The sequence below is a fragment of the Sorangium sp. So ce296 genome (assembly GCF_051529605.1).
GTDB lineage: Bacteria > Myxococcota_A > Polyangia > Polyangiales > Polyangiaceae > Sorangium > Sorangium cellulosum_D.
Genome location: NZ_CP150325.1, coordinates 2,664,543 through 2,683,411 on the forward strand (window position 1 = coordinate 2,664,543; position 18,869 = coordinate 2,683,411).

The 18,869-nt window shown below is 76.5% G+C and carries 9 protein-coding genes; 6 read left to right on the forward strand and 3 right to left on the reverse strand.

The window, feature by feature from the left end; all coding sequences use genetic code 11:
- Nucleotides 1-51: 51 nt before the first annotated feature.
- Entirely contained in the window at nt 52-885 is an 834-nt protein-coding gene (locus WME98_RS10080; RefSeq protein WP_437951113.1) for a hypothetical protein, read from the reverse strand.
- Between the two features lie 271 nt (nt 886-1,156).
- Between WME98_RS10080 and WME98_RS10085 the strand changes: the two genes are divergently transcribed.
- Nucleotides 1,157-1,435, forward strand: a complete 279-nt coding sequence (locus WME98_RS10085; RefSeq protein ID WP_061626740.1) for a hypothetical protein — start codon at nt 1,157-1,159, stop codon at nt 1,433-1,435.
- Between the two features lie 211 nt (nt 1,436-1,646).
- Nucleotides 1,647-2,249 (forward strand): hypothetical protein, encoded by a 603-nt coding sequence (locus tag WME98_RS10090; RefSeq protein ID WP_020739697.1) that lies wholly within the window; start codon nt 1,647-1,649, stop codon nt 2,247-2,249.
- A 205-nt stretch (nt 2,250-2,454) separates the two neighbouring features.
- Here the strand turns inward: WME98_RS10090 and WME98_RS10095 are convergent, their stop codons facing one another.
- On the reverse strand, nt 2,455-2,793 hold the full coding sequence (locus WME98_RS10095) for an HU family DNA-binding protein (RefSeq protein ID WP_020739698.1): 339 nt from the start codon (nt 2,791-2,793) through the stop codon (nt 2,455-2,457).
- 351 nt (nt 2,794-3,144) lie between these two features.
- Nucleotides 3,145-15,282, reverse strand: a complete 12,138-nt coding sequence (locus WME98_RS10100; RefSeq protein ID WP_437951114.1) for a tetratricopeptide repeat protein — start codon at nt 15,280-15,282, stop codon at nt 3,145-3,147.
- 616 nt (nt 15,283-15,898) lie between these two features.
- Between WME98_RS10100 and WME98_RS10105 the strand changes: the two genes are divergently transcribed.
- From WME98_RS10105 to WME98_RS10120, 4 genes are all read left to right on the forward strand, one after another.
- Complete coding sequence (locus tag WME98_RS10105; RefSeq protein ID WP_061624576.1) at nt 15,899-16,582, forward strand: hypothetical protein; 684 nt, start codon at nt 15,899-15,901, stop codon at nt 16,580-16,582.
- A 543-nt stretch (nt 16,583-17,125) separates the two neighbouring features.
- On the forward strand, nt 17,126-17,665 hold the full coding sequence (locus WME98_RS10110; protein ID WP_061624577.1) for a hypothetical protein: 540 nt from the start codon (nt 17,126-17,128) through the stop codon (nt 17,663-17,665).
- A 45-nt stretch (nt 17,666-17,710) separates the two neighbouring features.
- Entirely contained in the window at nt 17,711-18,121 is a 411-nt protein-coding gene (locus WME98_RS10115; RefSeq protein ID WP_437951115.1) for a hypothetical protein, read from the forward strand.
- Between the two features lie 35 nt (nt 18,122-18,156).
- Entirely contained in the window at nt 18,157-18,672 is a 516-nt protein-coding gene (locus tag WME98_RS10120; RefSeq protein ID WP_437951117.1) for an NAD-dependent epimerase/dehydratase family protein, read from the forward strand.
- Nucleotides 18,673-18,869: the final 197 nt, after the last annotated feature.

The following is an 18,869-nucleotide window of genomic DNA, read 5'->3' on the forward strand; positions in this document are numbered from 1 at the left end:
CCCGAGGACGCCCGGAGAGAGATCTCCCGGCGTCCTCGGCGCTTTCGCGCGTCACTTCACGTAGAGCTGCGCGGCGGCCACGCCCGAGCCGGCGGTGGCCTTGACGATGTACTTGGCGTTGATGCCCACGGGCAGCGACCAGCGGTAGCAATTGCCCCGGCCGCCGAGCGCGGCGTTGGCGCCGGTCAGGTTGTCCTGCGCCAGCACCGACGAGCCCATCGGGATGGGGGTCAGCGCGACGAGGCTGATGTCGAGCTCGGTGATCCCCGCGCCGACGCCGAGGATCGTGTAGCACTTGCCGGGCATCAGCTGGATCTGCTGCTCGAGGGTCTGCCCGGCGCTGAACTGGCCCGCGATCGGCCCGCCCTCCTTCGTCATGCCCGGCGCCTCGGTGGCCGCGAGGTTGTTCAGCGGGATGGTCGCGGCAGAGGCGAAGTTCGGGTCGACCGGCGACGCGCTGCCGGAGCTGCTCCCGCTGCCGCTCGGCGCGGGCTGCTGGCCGCCGGTCTGCTGGCCGCCGGTCTGGCCAGGGAACGGGAACGGCCACGGGAAGCCGCCGGGCTGCGTCGAGGCCGTCGGGGCGGGCTGCGTCGGCGCCGGCTGCGTGGGGGCGGGCTGCGTCGGCGCCGGCTGCTGGTACCCGGGCTGCGGCTGCTGATACCCGGGCTGCTGGTAGCCGGGCTGCTGATACCCGGGTTGCTGATACCCCGGCTGCTGATAGCCGGGCTGCTGGTACCCAGGCTGCTGGTAGCCGGGCTGCTGGTAGTAGCCGGGCGGGGGCTGGTTCGCGTAGCTCGGCGGTGGGGAGGCCTCTCGCTGTTGACAACCAGCAGCGAGGGCGGCGGTGAGGACCATGGCTGGCAGGACGCCCAACGTACGGAGCAAAAGAACCTCCTCGAATTCCGGCAGAACGCCGCGTTCAATCTCACTGACGGGCTCGCGACGCAACCGATCGCTCGCGGGAGCGCCGCGGAGCGGGCCCCGAGGCCCGATCCACCGGGCTTCAGGGCCGTTCGCCGGATGTGGCTTTGGACGGGTCACGCCCCGGCTTTCATCGCGCCCGTCCGGCGGATTCATGCTGTTTCTGCCATGATTTCCAGCGTCATCGCCGCCGGGCTCGGCTGGCCGAGGAGAAAAAAGTGAGGTAGCCTACGTCATGACCGACCAAGGCTCCCGCGCGAAGCTCGATCGTCCCGGAGAGTTTTCGCGGTGGTTCCTGGAACGAGAGATGCTGGCGAGCGCCGGCATGGGGATCGCGGCCGACAGGGCGCGGCTGCACCTCGGGCGCGCGGTTACCTTCCTGGAGCAGGGGATGCTGCGCGAGTCGCTGGTGGAGGCGAACTCGGCCGCGTACCTCGACCACGCGATCCGGCCCGAGGCGCTCCTCGTCGCGCGCATGTGCATCCTGCGCGAGCTCGTGGGCGGGTCCGGCTGAGCGGCGCGAGCGGCGCGCGAGCGGGGCCGCCGCCGCGGGCGCGCCTGCGCTGGCCCGCCCGGGCGAAGGCGCCTCGCTCGTAGCCCCCGGCCTCCTTCGGGTGTATGAGCGCCCGCGAGCGCAGCTGTCCGAACGAGGAGCCGCGGCGTGCGGCAGGGCGTGCGCGAGGAGGCCGCAGATGACGGTGACGGGTAGGTCGTTGGGTTCAGCAGTGCTCTTGGCTCTCGCGGCGGCAGCGCTGGGCTGCGGCGGCGGCAGCAAGGAGTCGGAGTTCGCGGACGAGCCCCCGGACGCGGGGGCGCTGCCGCCCCCGCAGCCGACGGTGTCCGCCCCGCCCCCGGACGCCGGCCTGCCCCCGGTCGCAGTGCCCACGGCGGCGCCCTGCGATGGAGTCCAGTCGCTGGCGATGACCACCATGTTCCAGGGCCGCGCCTCCGGCGAGGCGCCGAAGATGCAGCCGGAGGGGGCGCCGGTGTGCAACGTGGTCCCCGAGGGGCAGACGGCCTCGGGGCAGACCTTCATGCTCCAACCGGGCTATTGCTACACGTTCCTGGCGCAGGCGCTCCCCACCGTCACCGAGGTCGATCTGCAGCTGGAGCTCGACCTCAACGCCGGAGGCCAGCCGGGGCTCGCCGCGCTCAACCTGAAACCGGTGCTCGCGGTCGACTCGGACACCGGCCCGACTGCCGCCATCGGCGCCAAGCAGAGCTGCTACCAATGGCCGTTCCCCCTGCCGGCGACGGTGAAGCTGGTCGTCAAAGCGCGCACCGGCTCGGGTCCGGTGGCGGCGCAGGCCTACAGCCGCAAGAAATGACGCACGCCGCGGCGTGACGGCGCGGGCGGCGCTGGGCCGCCTCGCGCCCCCGGCCCCGGGAGCCGGCGTCCGGCCGGCGCGCGGCCGACGGCGCGCGGGAGGCCCCGCCCCACGCCACGGGCCCGAAAGGGCCGGCGCGGGGCCATGGAGCAAGAACGGCCACGTCGCCGTGGCCGCCCTGCGCTCCCCTGGGAGATCCTGTTGCCTAGAGGAGCGCGTCCTTGATGGCCTTGATCGGCCGAGCGCGGACCGACTTGCTCGCCGGCTTCGCGGCGAAGGTCATCGGCTGCTTGGTAAACGGGTTGATCCCCTGGCGCGCCTTCGTCGCAGGGCGCTTGACCACCCGGAACTTCGCAAAGCCGGGGAGCGTGAACACGCCCGACTTCTTCAGCTCGCGATGACCGATCGTGATGAGGGACTCGAGAACGTTCTTCACCTGCTTGCGGCTCAGCTCATCACCGGCAGCTTCGGTGATGGCCTGGATCAGGCCGCTCTTGCTCAACGTCTTCTTCGCGCCGCCCCCGGCCGTCTTCTTAGTTGCCATGGCACTCTCCTCGGACATGAGCTCGCGCGCGACACCTCGCCGCGCACAGCCTTAGTGAACCTTACACACGACTCAGGACAAAAAAAGACAAAAATGCGGGGAGAAATCGCGATTTCTGAGAGCGGGCATCGCGCGGACCCCTGAAAGGCCGCGCCGGAGCGGCGCGCCAGCGGGGGAACGCGCCGCCGGGAGGGCCCGCGGCGCGGCGCCGCCGCGGGCCGGAGAGGCACCCCAAAGCCGCAAAATACCGCTGGAATCGGGCGCGCCGGCGCCCCCGCGCGCCGCCTCGGGCGGCCGCGAGGGCGGCCGCCGCGACCGGGGCATACCTGACGAGACGCGCGGGAGGGGGGTTTAGCCGGCGCGCAGCTCGTCGAGGAGCGCCCGGGCCGCCTCGAGCGACCCGTCCTCGGAGACGGACTTGTCGAGCATCAGGCGCGCTTTGCGGCGATCGCCGGCGGCGAGCGCCATCGCGCCGAGGTGGTAATAGGCGAGCGCGCGCGCGGCGAGCGTGGTGCCGCCCTCGCCGGGCTCGGGGGCAATCTTCATCAGGGTGACCGCGCGGTAAGCGCGCGCGGCGATGTCCTGCTCCCCCAGCCCGAGCGCGCTCTCGCCGAGCGCCATGGCGAGCTCGCCGTTCTGAGGGTCGTTCTCGAGCGCCCTCGAGAGCGCCGTGAGCGATTCGCGCGGATTCCCCTCGGCGTCCTCGATCCGCGCGAGGCGGTGGTAGACGGCGCCGAGGAGCCGCGAGCGGCGCCCCTTGCTGGCGACGATGAGCTCCGAGGTGACCGCGCGCGCCTCCTTGGGGCTGCCCGCGGCCGTCAGCGCGTCCACGAGCAGGAGGGCGACCTCCTGATCCTCCGGGCGGAGGGAGCGCGCCTCCCGGAGCACCGGGGCCGCCTGCGCCGCGTCGCCGACCTCGAGGAGCAGGCGGCCGGCCTTGACGAGGAGCGCGAAGCGGCCAGCCACGTCGGACGCGGCCGCGGCCTCCTCCAGCGTGATGGCGGCGAGCTCGCGACTCGCGCCGATCTCGGCGTAGAGCGCGCGCAGGCGCTCGCGGATCTCGGCGTTGCCGGGCGCGGCGCGGCGCGCGCGCTCGAGCCCGCCGCGGGCGTCGCTCAGGTGGCCGGCGCGCGCGCAGGCGCCGGCCAGGCGGAGCGCGGTCGCGACGAGGGCGTCGCCCTCCTCGAGCGCGATGAGCCTCCGGTAGACCGCGCTCGCGGCGTCCCACCGCTCGGCCGATTCTTCGAGGCCGGCGAGCGCCTTGAGCGCCGCGCGATCCTTGGAGTCGGCGTGGAGCAGGTCGCCGAGGTGGGCGCGCGCGCGCTCGAGATCGCCCGAGCGCGCGAGGATCTCGGCGAGGCGCAGCCGGAGCGCGCGGGGCGAGGCGGCCGCCGCCGCGTCGGGCGCGGGCTCGGACGGCGCGGGCTCGGCCTCGGCGGGCCGCGCCGCCGCGCGCGCGAGCGCCCGCTCGAGCTCGGCGACGAGCTCGCGCGCGTACTCGGCGCCGCCGAGCGCGTAGGCGCGCTCGAGATCGGCGAGCGCGCGGTCGCCCTGCCCGAGCGCCCCGTGGACCTCGGCCCGCGCGCGGTAGAGCCACGGGTCGTCCGGGCTCGCCTCGAGCGTCGCCGTGAGCGCGCGGGCCGCGCGGGCGTGGTCGGAGGACGCGCCGCACGCGTCGATGAGCGCGAGCAGGACGTCGCGGTCGCCGGGGGCGACGCCGAGGGCGCGCTCGAGGAGCTCGGCCGCGGCCGCGGCGTCGCCCGCGCGGTCGCGGAGGATCTCGGCGGCGCGGCAGAGCGACGCGACGCGCGCCTCGTCGGCGCCGGCGACGCGCGCCGTGAGGACGTGCAGCTCGGCGAGCGCGTGCCAGGCCTCGCGGGCCGCGTAGCGCGACGCGAGCTCCTCGCGGAGCCGGTCGCTCGCGGGGCAGACCGCGTAGCCGGCCTTGAGGGCGGCCTCGGCGGCGGCGTCGTCGCCGCGCGCGCCGTGCAGCTCCGAGAGCTCCAGCGCGATCTGCGCCGCCTCGTCGCCCTGCTCGATGCGCAGGAGCTTCTCGAGCGCGTCGACGAGATCGTCCGCGCTGTCGCGCTTGCGGCTGAGGCGCACGAGGGCGCGCAGGACGTCGCGGTTCGTGGCGTCCCAGTCGACGGCCCCGAGGTAGACGTCGCGCGCGCCGCGATCGTCGCCGCGCTGCTCGAGGAGGGCGCCGAGGCGCATCGAGATCGACGCGATCGAGGCCACGTCCGCGCGGTCCTTCGCGGCGTCGAGCTGCAGCGCGAAGAGCTCGCCGAGCTCCTCGGTGCGGCCGGCCTCCTCGAGCATGGTGGCGAGGAGGATGGCGGCCTCCACCTGGGTCGGGTCCTCGTCGAGGATGTCGCGGAGCAGGAGCGCCGCCTGCGCCGGCGACTCCTGCGCGAGGAGGCGCGCGCGCTCCAGGCGCAGCGCGCAGCGCTCGGAGAGGTCGTCGACGAGGGGGACGGTCTCCTCGAGCAGCGTCGAGAGGCGCGCGGCGTCGCCGCTCCGGCGGTACACGCCGGCGAGGGGCATCCAGATCTCGCGCTCGGCGGGCTCGCGGGCGCGGAGCTCCTCGTAGAGGCGCGCGGCGCGGGCGAGGTCGTCGAGCGGGCCGGCGGCGAGCTCCGCGGCGTGCAGGAGCAGCGCGCGCTCGTCCTCGGGCGCCGAGGCGCGCGCGGCGCGCTCGCAGAGCCACGCGGCGGCCGCGAGATCGCCGGCCTCCTCGCGGAGCTCGGCCAGGGCGACGAGCGCCCAGGCGGTGCCGGGCGGGTCGGACGAGGGCGCCGCGCCGGCGCCGACGATGCGCAGCAGGATCGACTCGGCCAGCTCGCGGTCGCCGAGCGCGCGGGCGGTGCGGACCGCCTCTTCGAGGACGCCCGGGCCCTCGATCTCGGCGAGCAAAAGCAGCGCGTCCACCAGGGCGCGCGGGCGCCCGCTCTGCCGGGCGAGGCGCTCGAAGAGGCGGATCGCGCGCGGGTTCCTCGGATCCACGCGGAGCGCGTCGCGCAGGATCGCCTCGGCGCGGTCCGGATCGGCGGAGAGCTCGAGCGCCTCCTCGAGGAGGGAGATCGCCGGATCGACCTCGGCCGGGTCCGAGGCGAGCAGCGCGGCCAGGCGGTACCGCGGCTCGGCACGATCCGGGCGGCCCGCAGGGGCCGCGTGCGCGCCCTCGGCGCGCGCGTCGTCGGCGCGCGCGATGCGCTTGCGGAGGACGTCGGCCTGCGCCAGGCGGTCGCCGAGGCGGTCGTAGATGGCCTCCAGGGAGCGCCACAGCTGCTCGAGGTCGGCGCCCGCCTCGCGCCCGGCCGAGGGCCCGCCGGCCGCGATCTTCGCCTCGGCGCGGCGGTAGACGGCCGCGGCGCGCTCGAGGCCGTCCGGCGCGAGCTCGAGGGCGCGGGCGAAGCGGAGCAGGAGCGCGACCTCGTACGGCTCGGAGGCCGCCCGCGCGCAGAGCCGCTCGACGAGCTCGAGGTACCGGTGCGTCTGGCCGAGCCGGCGCGCGAGATCGAGGGCGGCGTCGTGGGCGGGGCCGGCGCCCGGCGCGAGATCCAGGGCGCGCAGGCGGGCCGCGAGCGCGGGCTCCGGGCGATCGAGCGGGCCCTCGTAGAGCGACGCGAGCTCGCCGAGGGCGGCGGCGGCGTCCTCGGCGGGCTCGAGGGCCGGGCCGGCGAGCCGCGCCTCGAGCGCGCGGGCGAGCAGGTCGTGGCGCCCGCGGGCGCGCAGCGCGGCGAGGAGCTTCTCGTGCTCGGCGTCGCTCTCGCGCGCCGCCTCGAAGGCGGACTCGACGTACTCGACCTCGCGATCGGGTGCGCCCTGCCGCCGCGCGATCTCGCCGAGCGCGAGGAGGACCTCCGCCCGGCTGAACGAGGTCGACGTCGGCAGGGCCACGCTGGAGCGCGTCGGCGGCATCGTGCTGCGCCGCGCGCCGGCGAACCCCTCGCCGCCCTCGTCGCGGGGCCGGCGCGCGACGAGCAGCAGCGCGCGGTAGGCGCGGTGCGCGCGCTCGAGCTGGCCGTCCTCGAGGGCGAGGCCGGCGAGGCCGTGGAGCGCGTCGGGGTGCGCGGGATCGACGCGCAGCGCGAGGTCGAACTCGGCCATCGCGCGGGCGCGGTCGCCCGCGGCGAGCGCGACGCGGGCGAGCTCGTAGTGGACGAACGCGCGCTCCTTCGGGCGGCGGCTGCCGAAGTCGGCGACGATCGCGCGCAGGGCCGCGGTCGCGTCGTCGGTCCTGCCCGCGGCGGAGAGGGCGCGGCTCCGCGCGAGGCGCAGCGAGAGGTCGTCGGGGACGAGGACGATGGCCTCGTCGAACAGCGGGATCGCGGCGGCGGGCGCGCTCGCGCGCGCGAGGTAGAGATCCGCGGCCTCGCGGAGGAGCGAGAGCCGGGCCTGCGCCTCGTCGGCGCGCGCGGCGTCGCCGGCGATGAGCTCGGCCAGCGCGCCCCACGCGCCCGACGCGCGGTAGAGGTACGCGAGCCGCTCGCGGAGCGGCGCGGGCTGGGCGGCGCGCGGCACCGCGCGCTCGAGGGAGGCGCGGGCGCGGTCGGGCTCGCCGGCGGCGAGGTACGCGTCCGCGAGGCGCAGCGCGGCCTGGTGCAGCTCCTCGGGCGGCGCGCTCGCGCAGAGCCGCTCGAGCGCCTCGGCGGCCGCCGCGTGCTCGCCGCGGCGCGCGAGCAGCCGGGCGAGGGCGTCGAGCGCCTCGACCGAGCCGATCTCCGCGGCGCGGCCGTAGCTCGCGATCGCGCGCTCGGGCTCGTTGAGCTCGTGCTCGGCGAGGGACGCCGCCTGGAGCCAGAGCTCGGCCGCCGCCGGCCCGACCCCCTCCGCCTCGCGCGCGGACGCCTGCTCCTCGCGGAGCAGCATGAGCTCGCGGTGCAGCCCGCCCGCCTCGAGCAGCGCGGCGAGCTTGTCGATCGACGCGGCGTGCCCCGGGCGCTCGGCGAGGTTCTTGCGGAGCAGCGCGATCGCGTCGGCGGCGCGCGGGGTCTCCGCGAGGAGCTCCGCGGCGTCGTACCGGAGCGCGACGCGGCGCTCGGCGTCGCCCGAGACCTCGATCTGCCGCTCGCGCAGGCGCACGAGCTCCTCGTGCCGGGAGGCCCTCCGGAGGAGCGCCGCGAGGCTCTCGCCGACCGGCTCGTCCGCCGGATCGTCGCCGAAGAGCCCGCTGTAGAGGGCGATCGCCTCCTCGGGCTCCGCCGCCTCGGCCGCGATCCGCAGGAGCCGGCGCTGCTCGCTCGACGCGAGCGGGAGCGCGGCGCCGCGCCGGCACAGCGCGACGATCTGCGGCCTTTCGCCGGCGTCCGCGAGCATGGCGACGAGCGCGTCGATCGCCCAGAGCGCGGCGCGCGACGGGGGCCACGCGCCGGGGACCGGCGGCTGCCCCTCCTCGTCGCCGAGGCGCCGCACGGCGATCTCGAGGAGCTCCGCGGCGATGTCGCGGGCCCGGGCGGCGTCGCCCGCGCCGCGCGCGGTCTCGACGGCCTCGCGGTAGAGGGCGAGGTCGTGCCCGGTCGCCGCCGCGAGCCGGAGCAGCGTCGGGACGAGCGAGGGGCCGCGCCGGTGCCGCAGGAGCTCCGCGAGATCGAGCAGGATGGCGCTGTTCGTGGGGTCGTGGAGGAGCGCCCGCTCGAACGCGCGCTCGGCCGCGTCGGCGTCGGCGCGCGCGTCGCGGTGCCAGCGGCCGACGCGGAAGGTGAGGTCGCGGAGCGTGGCGGGCGGCACGTCGCCGCGGCGCTCGAGCTCGGGGAGCGCGTCGGCGATCGTGTGCCAGCGGCCCGCGAGATCGGCGAGCCGCAGGAGGCCCTCGGGCTGCCCTTCGCCGGGGGACAGGAGGAACGCGCGGAAGGCGAGCTCGAAGGCGCCCTCCCGGTCGCCCCCGCGCTCCTCGAGCAGCGCCGCGGAGGCCTTCAGGATGGCGACCCGCTCGGCGTCCGTCTCGGCCGCGGCGAGCCGCGGCTCGAGCAGCGCGACCTCGGCGCGCCAGTCGTCCGCGGCGGCGCAGATCTCGAGCAGCGCGCCCACCGCCGCGACAAGCGCGCCGCGGTGCTCGGCCGACGCCGGATCGATGCGGCGGAGCAGCTCTTCGAGCCCCGCGCGCGCCGTGGCCGACCCGCGCGCGGCCCCCTCGCCGCCCTCGCCGCCCTCGCCGCCCTCGGCCCGCTCGGCCTCGTGCGCACGGCGGTAGCCCTCGACGGCGCGCTCCCACGCGAGCGTGCGATCGCGGTGCGTGTCGCCGAGGCGCCGGAAGAGCTCCGCGCTGCGCGCCGCGCCGGCCCCGCCGGGGAGCGCGCGGGCCGCCGACGCCTCGACCTCGAGCAGCGCGACGAGGTCGGCCCAGCGCTCGGCGCGCGTGTAGAGCGCAACGAGCGCGTCCCCGCTCTCGGGATCGGGCGCGAGCTCCTCGCGGATGCGGCGCCAGGTGGCGATCGCCTGCTCGGCGTCGCCGAGCTCGCGCTCGAAGAGCCGCGCGACCCGCCCGAGATCGCGCCGGCCGCCCGCGCCGCCGCGCACGGCCGCGCGGCGCTCCAGCACGGCCGTGAGCTCCCGGTAGCGCCCGCCCTCCTCGAGGATGGCGGCGAGCCCGTCGAGCGCCTCGAGGTCCTGCCGGTCGTCGGTGAGGCGCGCCGAGTACGCGGCGATCGCCCGCGCCTCGTCGCGGAGCCGCGACGCGGCGAGCCGCGCGAGCTCGCCGAGGGCCTCGCGCCGCGCCGCCGGGTCGGCCTCGAGCGCGGCGAGCGTGTCGAGCACGTCGCACCGCTCGGCGACGCGGTCGCCCTCGGCGAAGAGCCGGTCGAGCGCGCGGGCGGCGTCGCGCGCCGCCGCGGCGTCGCCGTGGCGCTCGGCCAGCGAGAAGAGCCGGCGGAAGAGCGCGATCGCGCCGTCCGCGTCGCCCAGCCGGTCGCGGCGGAGGAGCGCGGCGTCGCGGACGAGCGCGAGCGCCTGCTGCGGGCCTTCGGCGCGCGGCTCGGCGGCGGCGAGGACCTCGGCGAGCCGGTCGTGCCGGCCGAGCCGCTCGGCGAGCTCCGCGAGCTCGGCGCGATCGCCGGGGTCCGACGGCCTGAGCTCGATGAGCTCGGCGAGCCGCGCGAACGCGCCCGGCTCGTCGCCGAGGGCGTCGCGGCGGAGCCGCACGATCTCGCGCAGGAGCGCCGGGCGGTCGTCCACGTCGGCGCCCTCGAGCTGGACCTCCAGCGCGCGCACGAGGTCCTCCGGCCGCCCCTCCTCGCGGTAATGCCGCGCGAGCAGGACCGCCGACCGCTGCCGCGCCGCGCGCGCGGCGAGCGCGCCCGCCTCGCCGGCGGGCGCCTGCTCGGGCGGGATCGCCGCGACGATGCGCTCGAGCAGCGCGAAGGCGGCGCGGGGCGCGCCGGGCGCGCGGGACGAGAGCCACGCGTCGAGGAGCTGCTCGATCGCGGGGAGCGCCGACGCGGCGTCGCCGACCCCCTCGATCCAGAGGAGCGCGATGCGCTCGCGGAGCCGCTCCGCGGCCTCGCCGGAGAGCCTCGGCAGCTCGGCCGTCAGGAGATCGATGAGCGGCCGGTGCCTGCCGTGCCGCTCGTAGAGCCGCTCGAGCGCGGCGCGGGTGCGCGCGTCGTCCTGGAGCGGCAGGAGCTGCTCGAGGTAGCGCATCGTGCGCTCGCCGTCGCCCGCGAGGTCGCGCGCCACGGCCGCGGCGTCCTCCAGGAGGAAGATGCGCTCGTCGGGCGCCGAGGTGCGCTCGAGCATCGCGTCGTAGAGCGCGAAGAGGTCCTCCCAGCGCTCGGCCGCGTTGTAGGCGAGCTTCAGCCGCTCGAAGCCCCACAGCGAGCCCGGCACGAGCTCCACGAGCCGGCGGAGCAGCTCGAGGGCGGCCTCCGGCGCGTCGAACCACTCCTCGTGGTGCTCGACGGCCCGCCGGCCGATCTCCTCGACGACGTCGGGCGGGAGCGCCGCGCCCGCGTCGCCGAGCGCCGCGGCGTGCGCGGCCGCGACGCGCTCGGGCTGCTTCGCCCGGCGGCCGAGCTCCTCGAGCCGATCCCAGAGGTCGAGCTCGCCGGGCAGCTCGGAGACCGCGCGCAGGGCGACCTCGAGGCCCCGCGCCGCGTCGCCCTCGTGGAGATCGAGCAGGCGCTCGAACCAGCCGCGACGGACGGCGGCGCGCTGCGCGGACGCGAGGCTGCCCCCGTCGAGCGCGCCGCGCGGCGCGCCCGGCGCGGCGCTCGCCTCGGACGGTGGGCGCGGCGCGGGCGCGCTCGCGAGCAGCGTCTCGAGCAGCGCGACGCGCGCCTCAAGGTCGTCGAGCGCGTCGCACGCCCGCTCGAGCAAGAGCGCGGCGCGCGCCTGCGTCTCGGGGCGCCCCAGCGCGCGCTCGGCGATCTCGAGCACCGCGGGCTCGATGGTCCCGGCCTCGATCGCGGGCGCGACCGCGTCGAGCGCCTCCGCCGGCCGATCCAGCCGATCGAGCAGGAGCGTCGCGAGCTCGACGTCGAGCGCCACGCGCGCGCTGCCCTCGCTGCGATCGCGGCGCATCGCGAGCACCTCCGCCGCGCCCTCGTCGTCGCCGAGCTCGGCGAGGAGGCGCCCCCGCGCCGCGAGCGCGTCGTCGTTCTCGGGATCCGCCTCGAGCAGCCGGGCGTAGAGCGCCGCGGCCGCCGCGCGCTCGCCGATCTCCTCCTCCCACGCGGCCCACGCGGCGAGCGCCCTCCGGCGCTCGTCCTCGCGCGCGCGCTCCACGAGGAGCGTGAAGAGCCAGCGCCGGTCCACGCGGCGCGCGAGCGTGTCCGGGCTCTGCGCGAGGAAGGCGCGGAACGCCTCCAGCGCGGCGGGGTCGAGCGCGCCCTGCGCGGCGTCGCCGCCCTCGGGCGGCGAGAGCAGCCGCCGGTAGACGGACGCGGCCTCGTCCTGCCGGTCGGGATCGGCGGCGAGCACCCGCGCGAGCGCGGCGTCGATCGCGCGGCGCCGCGCCGCGGCCGGCTTGCCGGCGGGCGCGCTCCGCTCCCCCTCGGTCCCCTCCCCCTCGCCGCTCATGCGATCGCGGAGATCGAGCGCGGCGTCGACGAAGCGCGCCGTCGCGCGCGCCCGGATCGCCGCGTCCTCGAGGGCCGCGAGCGCGGCGAGCGCCTCGTCGTCGCCCTCCGCGGTGTCGAGCAGGACCTCGCAGACGGCGGCGAGCCGATCCCAGGCCCCCTGCCCGCGGTAGAGCGCGGCGAGGCGGCCGGCGGCGTCGCGGTGCTTCGGCGCGACGGAGAGCACGCGCTCGTAGAGCTTCTGCGCCCGCTCCGGATCCGCGAGCGGCCCCTCGGCGAGCGCGGCGGCGCGCAGCCAGGCCGCCACCGCGGCGTCGAGATCGCCCGGGGCGGCGTCCGCGCCGGACGCGCCGCCGATCCCGAACGCCGCGAGCTCGCCGAGGCGCTCCAGCCAGAGCGCCTCGTCCTGCGGATCGCCCGAGGCGGCGACCCGCCGCTCGAGCACCTCGCGGAGCAGCGCCGCGTCGCCGGCGGACAGCGCGAGCGCCTCCATCGCGGAGAGCGCCGCGTCGGAGAGCGCCGCGCCGCCCGACAGGATCGCGCGGTAGTGCGCGACCGCGCTCGGCACCTTCCCGCCCTTCGCCGCCGCCTCGGCCATGCGCAGCTCGCGCCCGACGCGCTCGTCGGGCGGGGCGCTCGGGAGCCGCTCGGCCAGCGCGTCGTAGAGCGCGTCCCACGCGCCGCCCGCCGCGTACGTCTCCAGGAGCGCCTCGTACGCCGCGTCGTCGCCCGGGTCGTCCTCGATCGCCGCGCGGTACGTCTCGGCCGCCCCGGCGAGGTCGCCGACGTCGCGGCGCTGGATCGTGCCGATCGCGTGCAGGAGCTCGCGCCGCCGCGCGGGCGTGCACGGCTGCGCGAGCGCCTCGCGGTAGAGGGCGAGCCGCTCCTCGGGGCTGCCCTGCTCGCGCAGGAGCGCGTCCACGCGGGCGATGAGCTCGCGCGACGACGGCTCGAAGGCGAGCGCCCGCCGGTAGAGGGCGAGCGCCTGCGTCACGTCGCCGCTCGCGAGCAGCGCCTCGCCCGCCCGCCGCGCGAGGTGCGACAGCGGCGCGCTGTCGACCGCGCGATCCCCGAGCGCGCCGGCGAGCGTCGGCGCGCGCCGCGCGGACTCGCTGCCGTGCTCGGTCAGCCGCTCGACCTCGGCGACCCACCGGGCGATGCGCTCGGGCGCGGACGCGGTCGCGATCGAGAGCCCGCGCGCCGCCAGGTCGAGCGCCTTCTTCGGATCCCGGAGCTCGCGCTCCGCGACCGCGGCCGCCTCCTCGAGCGCCGCGAGCCGGCCCGACACGTCGGCCGGCGCCGGCGCGGCCGCGCCCGGGGCCCACGCGACGGGCGCGATCTCCGCCCGGGTCTCGAGCACGCGCACGAGGAGCTGCGCCGCGCCCTCCCCGCGCGCGATCGGCTCCAGCACCGCGCAGGCCGCGAGCCGCTGATCGTCGGTCAGGACGAGGTGGGCGCTCTGCCGCGACGGGGTGGGCTCCGCGCCGCCGGCGCCGCTCGCCGGGGGCGGGCCGAGCATCTTCTCGACCGCGAGCCGGCTCGGCCGATCCGTCGGATCGAGCGCGAGCGCCTCGCGGTACGCGGCGATCGCGCCGGCCGGATCGTCGAGCCGGGCCATGCGGATCGCGCCGATGCGGGCGAGGACCGAGGCGCGCTCCTGCCCGGCCGCGAGCTCGGCCTCGGCCTCGAGGAGCGCCTCGAGCTCGGCCCAGCGCCGCTCCTGCTCGAGGAGCGGGATGAGCCGCGCGTGCGCCTCGCGCGACGGCCCGAACGCCGCGAGGTAGCGGCGCCAGGCGGCGATGGCGGCCGGCAGGTCGGCGAGCCGGGTGCGCAGCTCGGCCGCCCGGAAGGCGAGGTCCCGCGCCGCGCGGCGGTTCGGCTCGGCCTCGGCGCGCCGCTCGAGGACCCACGCGAGCCCCTCGTGCGCGGCCGTGGCCTCGTACAGCCGCTCGAGCGCGGCGAGGGCGCGCGCCTCGCGCGAGGAGCCCGCCTCCGCGAGCTTGCGGTACGCCGCGATCGCGCCCGCCGGGTCGTTGAGCTCCTCCTCGTAGAGGCGCGCGAGCCGCTCCGCCGCGGCCTCGCGCGCCTCGGCCTCGGTCTCGGCCTCGGCGAGCCGCTCGAGCGCGCCGGCGAGCCCGCGCGCGTCGCGCTCGCGCTCGCAGAGCTTCGCGAGCCCGCGGGCCGCGCGCCGCACGGCCGCGGCGTCGGGCTCGCCGTCGAGCGCCTGCTGGAACGCCGCGCGCGCCTTCCGGACGTCCCCGAGGCCCTCGTACAGCTCGCCGAGGTCGGCGGCGATGTGCGCCCGGAGCGGCTTGTCCTTGGCGCCGGACGCGGCGCGCACGAGCACGCGCGCCGCGTCGGCGCGGCGGTCGAGCACCGACGCGAGCTGGAGGAAGCGGTCGCGCACGGCCTCGTCCGAGGGGTCGACCGCGAGGATCTGCTCCGACAGCGCGAACGCCGCCGCGAGGTCGCCTAGCCTCTGGAACTGCAGCTCGACGAGCCGCTTCTGCACCTCGACGCGGCGCGGCCCGCGGAGGTTCTCGATCTGGAGGGCCATCATCCGCGCCGCTTCCTGCGGCCTCCCGCGGCGCGCGTGGGCGGCCTCGAGCGCCGCGGCGGCGCGCACGACGGCCGTCTTGCGCCCGAGCAGGGCCTCCGCGGCGCGGTAGGCGGCCTCGTGGCTCGGGTTCAGCGCGAGCACCTCCTCGACGTGCGGCAAAGCCCGCTCGATCTCCTTGAGCGGGCCGCTGTAGAGGTCGATGAGCCGCGCGCGGATCTCGAGCGCGTCGGCCGGGGGCGGCTCCGTGGTGAGCGCCGGCTCGAGCATCCTCGCGATCTCCTGGAGCCGCCCGGCGCGCGCGTAGCGCTCCTCGAGCGCCCAGCGCGCCGAGGCGTCGCCGGGGTCGATCCGGAGGATCTGCTGGAGCAGCTTGACCGCGCGCTCCTCCTCTTTCCCGCTGACCTCGACGAGCGCGAAGGCGCGGCGGAGCAGCGCGAGCTGCTCGGCGCGCTCCGCGCGGTAGCCCGCGGCGAGGGCGTAGAGGTCCGCGAGCTTCGGCGGCTCGTTCGCCTCGACGAGGATGCGCTCGAGGCGCAGGAAGGCCTCCTGATGCGAGGGCAGGACGGAGAGCGCGCGCTCGAGGTAGGGGCGAGCGCCGCCGGGGTCGCCGAAGAAATCGGCGAGGAACTCGGCGGCGTGGACGAGGACCTCGGCCTGGGCGGCCTGCGGGAGCATCCCGAAGCGCCGCTCGCTGGCGAAGCGCTCATACGCGAACGCGAGCTCGGAGAACCGGTCGTGGCGCGCAGCGGACTCGTGGAGCTTCGCCCACAGCTCGGGGTGCGGGCTCCCCTTCGCCGCGGCGGCCACGAGCACGTCGAGCGCGGCCGCTTCGTTGTCGATCCCCTGCTCGAGCGCGGCTTCGAGGTTGTCGATGCGGAGAGAGACGCGCGCGCCCTTCGTGTCCTGCTGCATGTTGGATCCGGACCTCGGCTGGCGATGGGGCAGCAGGCCGGCGTGCCCGCTGCCCTCGAACCTGCGCCCGCAGTGCGCTGCGGAGCGTCGCCCAAGGTAACAGGAGCGTTTCCCAAATGGGCTCGGCGATCGGGGGCCCGGCGCGGCCGGGGCGGGCTCGGCCGCCGGGGCGGCGCTGCGCGGCGCGCGGCGACGGCGGAGGAGAATGGCCCGGGCAGAGGCGCTGAGATGCGGTGAGGCGGGAGACGTCGCCCGCGCCCGACGCCGGCGGGCGCCGCGGGCCAGGCGCCTGCGCGCCAGCCCCTCGTCGGCGCGGCCTGAAGCGCGCCGCCAGCGGGCGCGCTCGGGGTGGTGCGCTGTCCGCTCACCGGCGCTCGGGTAGGCGCATCGCCTCCGTCTTGCCACGTCGGGCGCCGGCGCGGCCCGGGCGAACGGCGATCCCGCCCGCCGCCCAGCGTTGCTGGTTGCGTCGGTGTCGCCCGCCCGACTCCCTCCTTCGACAGCCTCTCACCCTCGTGGCCGGGCAATCGCTGTCTCCGATCCCGGACAGCCGCCGATCGCCGGGCGGCGAGTTGTGATAGTGCTCGTCCTTCCCGGGGGGGAGAAAGACAGCGCAATGTCGGAGTCGAAGCTCGCCGCGCCGCAGATGGTCATCGATAGCCGGATGCTCTACTCGAGCTGGATACCCGCCGATCCGGACGCCGCGGCGGCGCTCTTGCCGAGCGGCCTCACGCCGGCCGAGAACAGGGCCATCTACATGAATCAGTACGTGGTCGACAAGCCGGAGCAGACGTCCGGCTTCGGAGCGTATTCGCTCACCTACCTCGGGCTCGACCTCGCGGGTCACACCACGCCGGACGGCGCGAGCCCGGCCCGCTTCTTCACGCATTACTTCAACTCGTCCGACGCGGTGCGCCGGTATGTGAGCGAGCGCGGCGTGCCGGCGTCGCCCGGGTCGACCACGCTGGAGCTGCACGGCAAGGAGCTCGTGGCGACGACCTCGGTGGACGGCGTGCCCATCATCCGGACGCGGGCGCACGTCGGCAACAAGATCGGCGTGGTCGCGCGCGGCCACCTCACCTACGTGACGAAGATCGGAGATCGCCTCTTCGCCGGCAACTACCCCTACATCGCGGACATGGCCGACCCGTACGAGCTCCTGTCGGTCGAGTTCCTCGCGAAGGATCACCCGGTGTATGCGCTCCGGCCCGGGAGCCCGATCCAGGTGGTGAAGAGCGCCTCGTGGTACTCGCCCCGCGACTCGTTCGTGTATCCGGGCGGCGAGCGCGAGCTCGTCTGACGGCCGGCGCCCCGGGCCTCTCCCGGGGCCCGGAGCGCGCCCCCCGGCGTCTCCCTCTCCCTGTCCACGGGTCTCCACGGGCCTGCCGTCTGCGTGGAACCAGGGACGAACTCGGGCGACGCGCCGCTCGGCCGCGTCCGGTACAGCGATCCAGAAGAAAAGCGCCAAGGACGCCAGGAGAGCCCAGAAGTTCTCTTCTTGGCGTCCTTGGCGCCTCGGCGGTTCATCTTCTTCTCCTCCGGGCCCCAGGGCGCCGTCCGCGGTGATCGGAGGCTCTCCAGCGGGCGAGGAGCCCTGTGCCCATCCTGCCCGCCCGGCCAGCGCGGCGCGGAGGACAGCGCTGGAGGGTGGAGCTCATGGGATATCGTCAGAGCGGCCGAGCAGGAAGGCGGGAAGCTCGGAAGACGAATGAATCCCTTGGCCGCCCCGCCCCGCCGCGCCGGGCGCGCGCGGTCCGATCGTGCACAACGAGGCCGCCGGTACGTGGGTTGCTCCCGAGCCCCACCGCGGCCGAGGCGGCCGCTCGTACAAGGGAGAGAACGAATGAACCGACTGATTCGATTCGGAGCACTCTCGGCCTTCCTGTCGCTCGTCCTCTGGGGCGGCAAGGACGTGGTGGCCGCTCCGATACCCGCCGATGTGAGCAGCAAGCACCTCAAGGACCTCACGACCGCCGACGTCGAGTCCACGTGCCAGTCGCTCGCGCCGAGCCTCGAGCTCTCCAAGCAGGATACCTGCGAGTTCGTCGGCATGCTGTGGTCCACGGTCGGGCAGGCGTGCGAGGCGGTGATGCAGAAATGCATGTCCGAGACCCAGCAGCCGCGGGCGGACGAGGCCGCGGCCCCCCCGGCGCCCCCGGCGAGCTGCCTGCCGCCGGCCGACGCCCGCGCGGGCTGCACCGCGACCGTGGCCGAGTACCAGGCGTGTCTGCTCGCGCACGTCGCGAAGGTCCGGGCGCTCACGTGCGCTTCCCCGGTGAGCGCACTGGAGACGACCATCCCGGAGTGCGATCTCATCGTGCAGAAGTGCCCGGATATCGACGGCTCCGACGAGGGAGACGGCCAGGGCGCCGCTCAGCCCTGACGCCATCGCGCGGAACGCCTCGCGGGCCGCCGCGCGGCCCCTGATGTGCCGACGGACCAGACGCCGCAGACCTTGAGATCCGGCGGCGTCGACGCCGTCGTCGCCTGGCAGCCCGACAGCGGACAGGCGCTGCGCGAGCTGCCGGGCTCGACCGCGATCTTCACCAGCGCGGACGTGCCGGGCATCATCTACGACGTCCCCGCCGTGAGCCCGAAGTGCCTCGCCGAGCGCCGCGCCGACTGGGGCAGGGTCGTGCGGGTATGGGGCCGCATCGCCCGGTTCATCAAGGACGAAAGGAACCTCGATCGGGCTCGGGGACGCGCCGAAGATCGTGGCCCGACCCAGGTTCGACGCGCGCGCGGCTTCGGGGCGCCCACCAATCCAGGGTGGCCTTCAGCCGTCGAGATGGACCGGCCCGGGCAGGGCGCGGTACCTCGGTCGAGTATACTGCCATGATGCGCTCTCCTGCTCTCGAGCGCTGGGAGGCTCTCATGGAGATGGAAGGCAAGGTCGCCCTCGTCACAGGCGCGAACGGGTTCGTTGGACACTACGTCGTGAAGCGCCTGTTCGAGGAGGGCCTGCGGGTCCGCGCCCTGGTGCGGCGGCCCGACGCGCGCGCGGAGCTCGAGAGCATGGGCGCCGAGACGGTGCTCGGCGAGATGACGGAGCAGCGCGCCCGGGAGGAGGCGGTGCGCGGTGCGCAGGTCGTGGTGCATTGCGCCGCGTCGCTCTCGTCGGATCTGCACGAGGCCCGGCGGGTGAACGTGGAGGCCACCGCGGCGCTCGCCGAGGCCGCGCGGGTCGCTGGCTGCGAGCGCTTCGTGCACATCTCCACGATCGCCGCGTATCAGCTCAGGAACCGGGGGGGGCGTGCTCGACGAGGCCGCGCCGCTGAACGCCGAGGGCGACGCCTATGGGGCGAGCAAGGCCGAAGGGGAGCGAGCGCTGTCCGAGGTGGCGGCTCGCGGCGCCCGCTGCCCCGGCGGAGCAGGTGCCTGCGTTCATGAGCTTCCGGGGGAGCTTCTCGACCGAGAAGGCCCAGCGCGTGCTGGGCCTCGTCCCGCGAGATAGCTTTGCGTCAAGCATGGCAGAGATCACCGGAGCGCTTTCGCAGCGATAGGCGCGCGCCCCGGCCTGCACGCGCCGGGCGTGCGCGCGCTCCTCGGCGCGGCGGCGAGCCCGTGAGGGGGCCGCGCGCGGACGT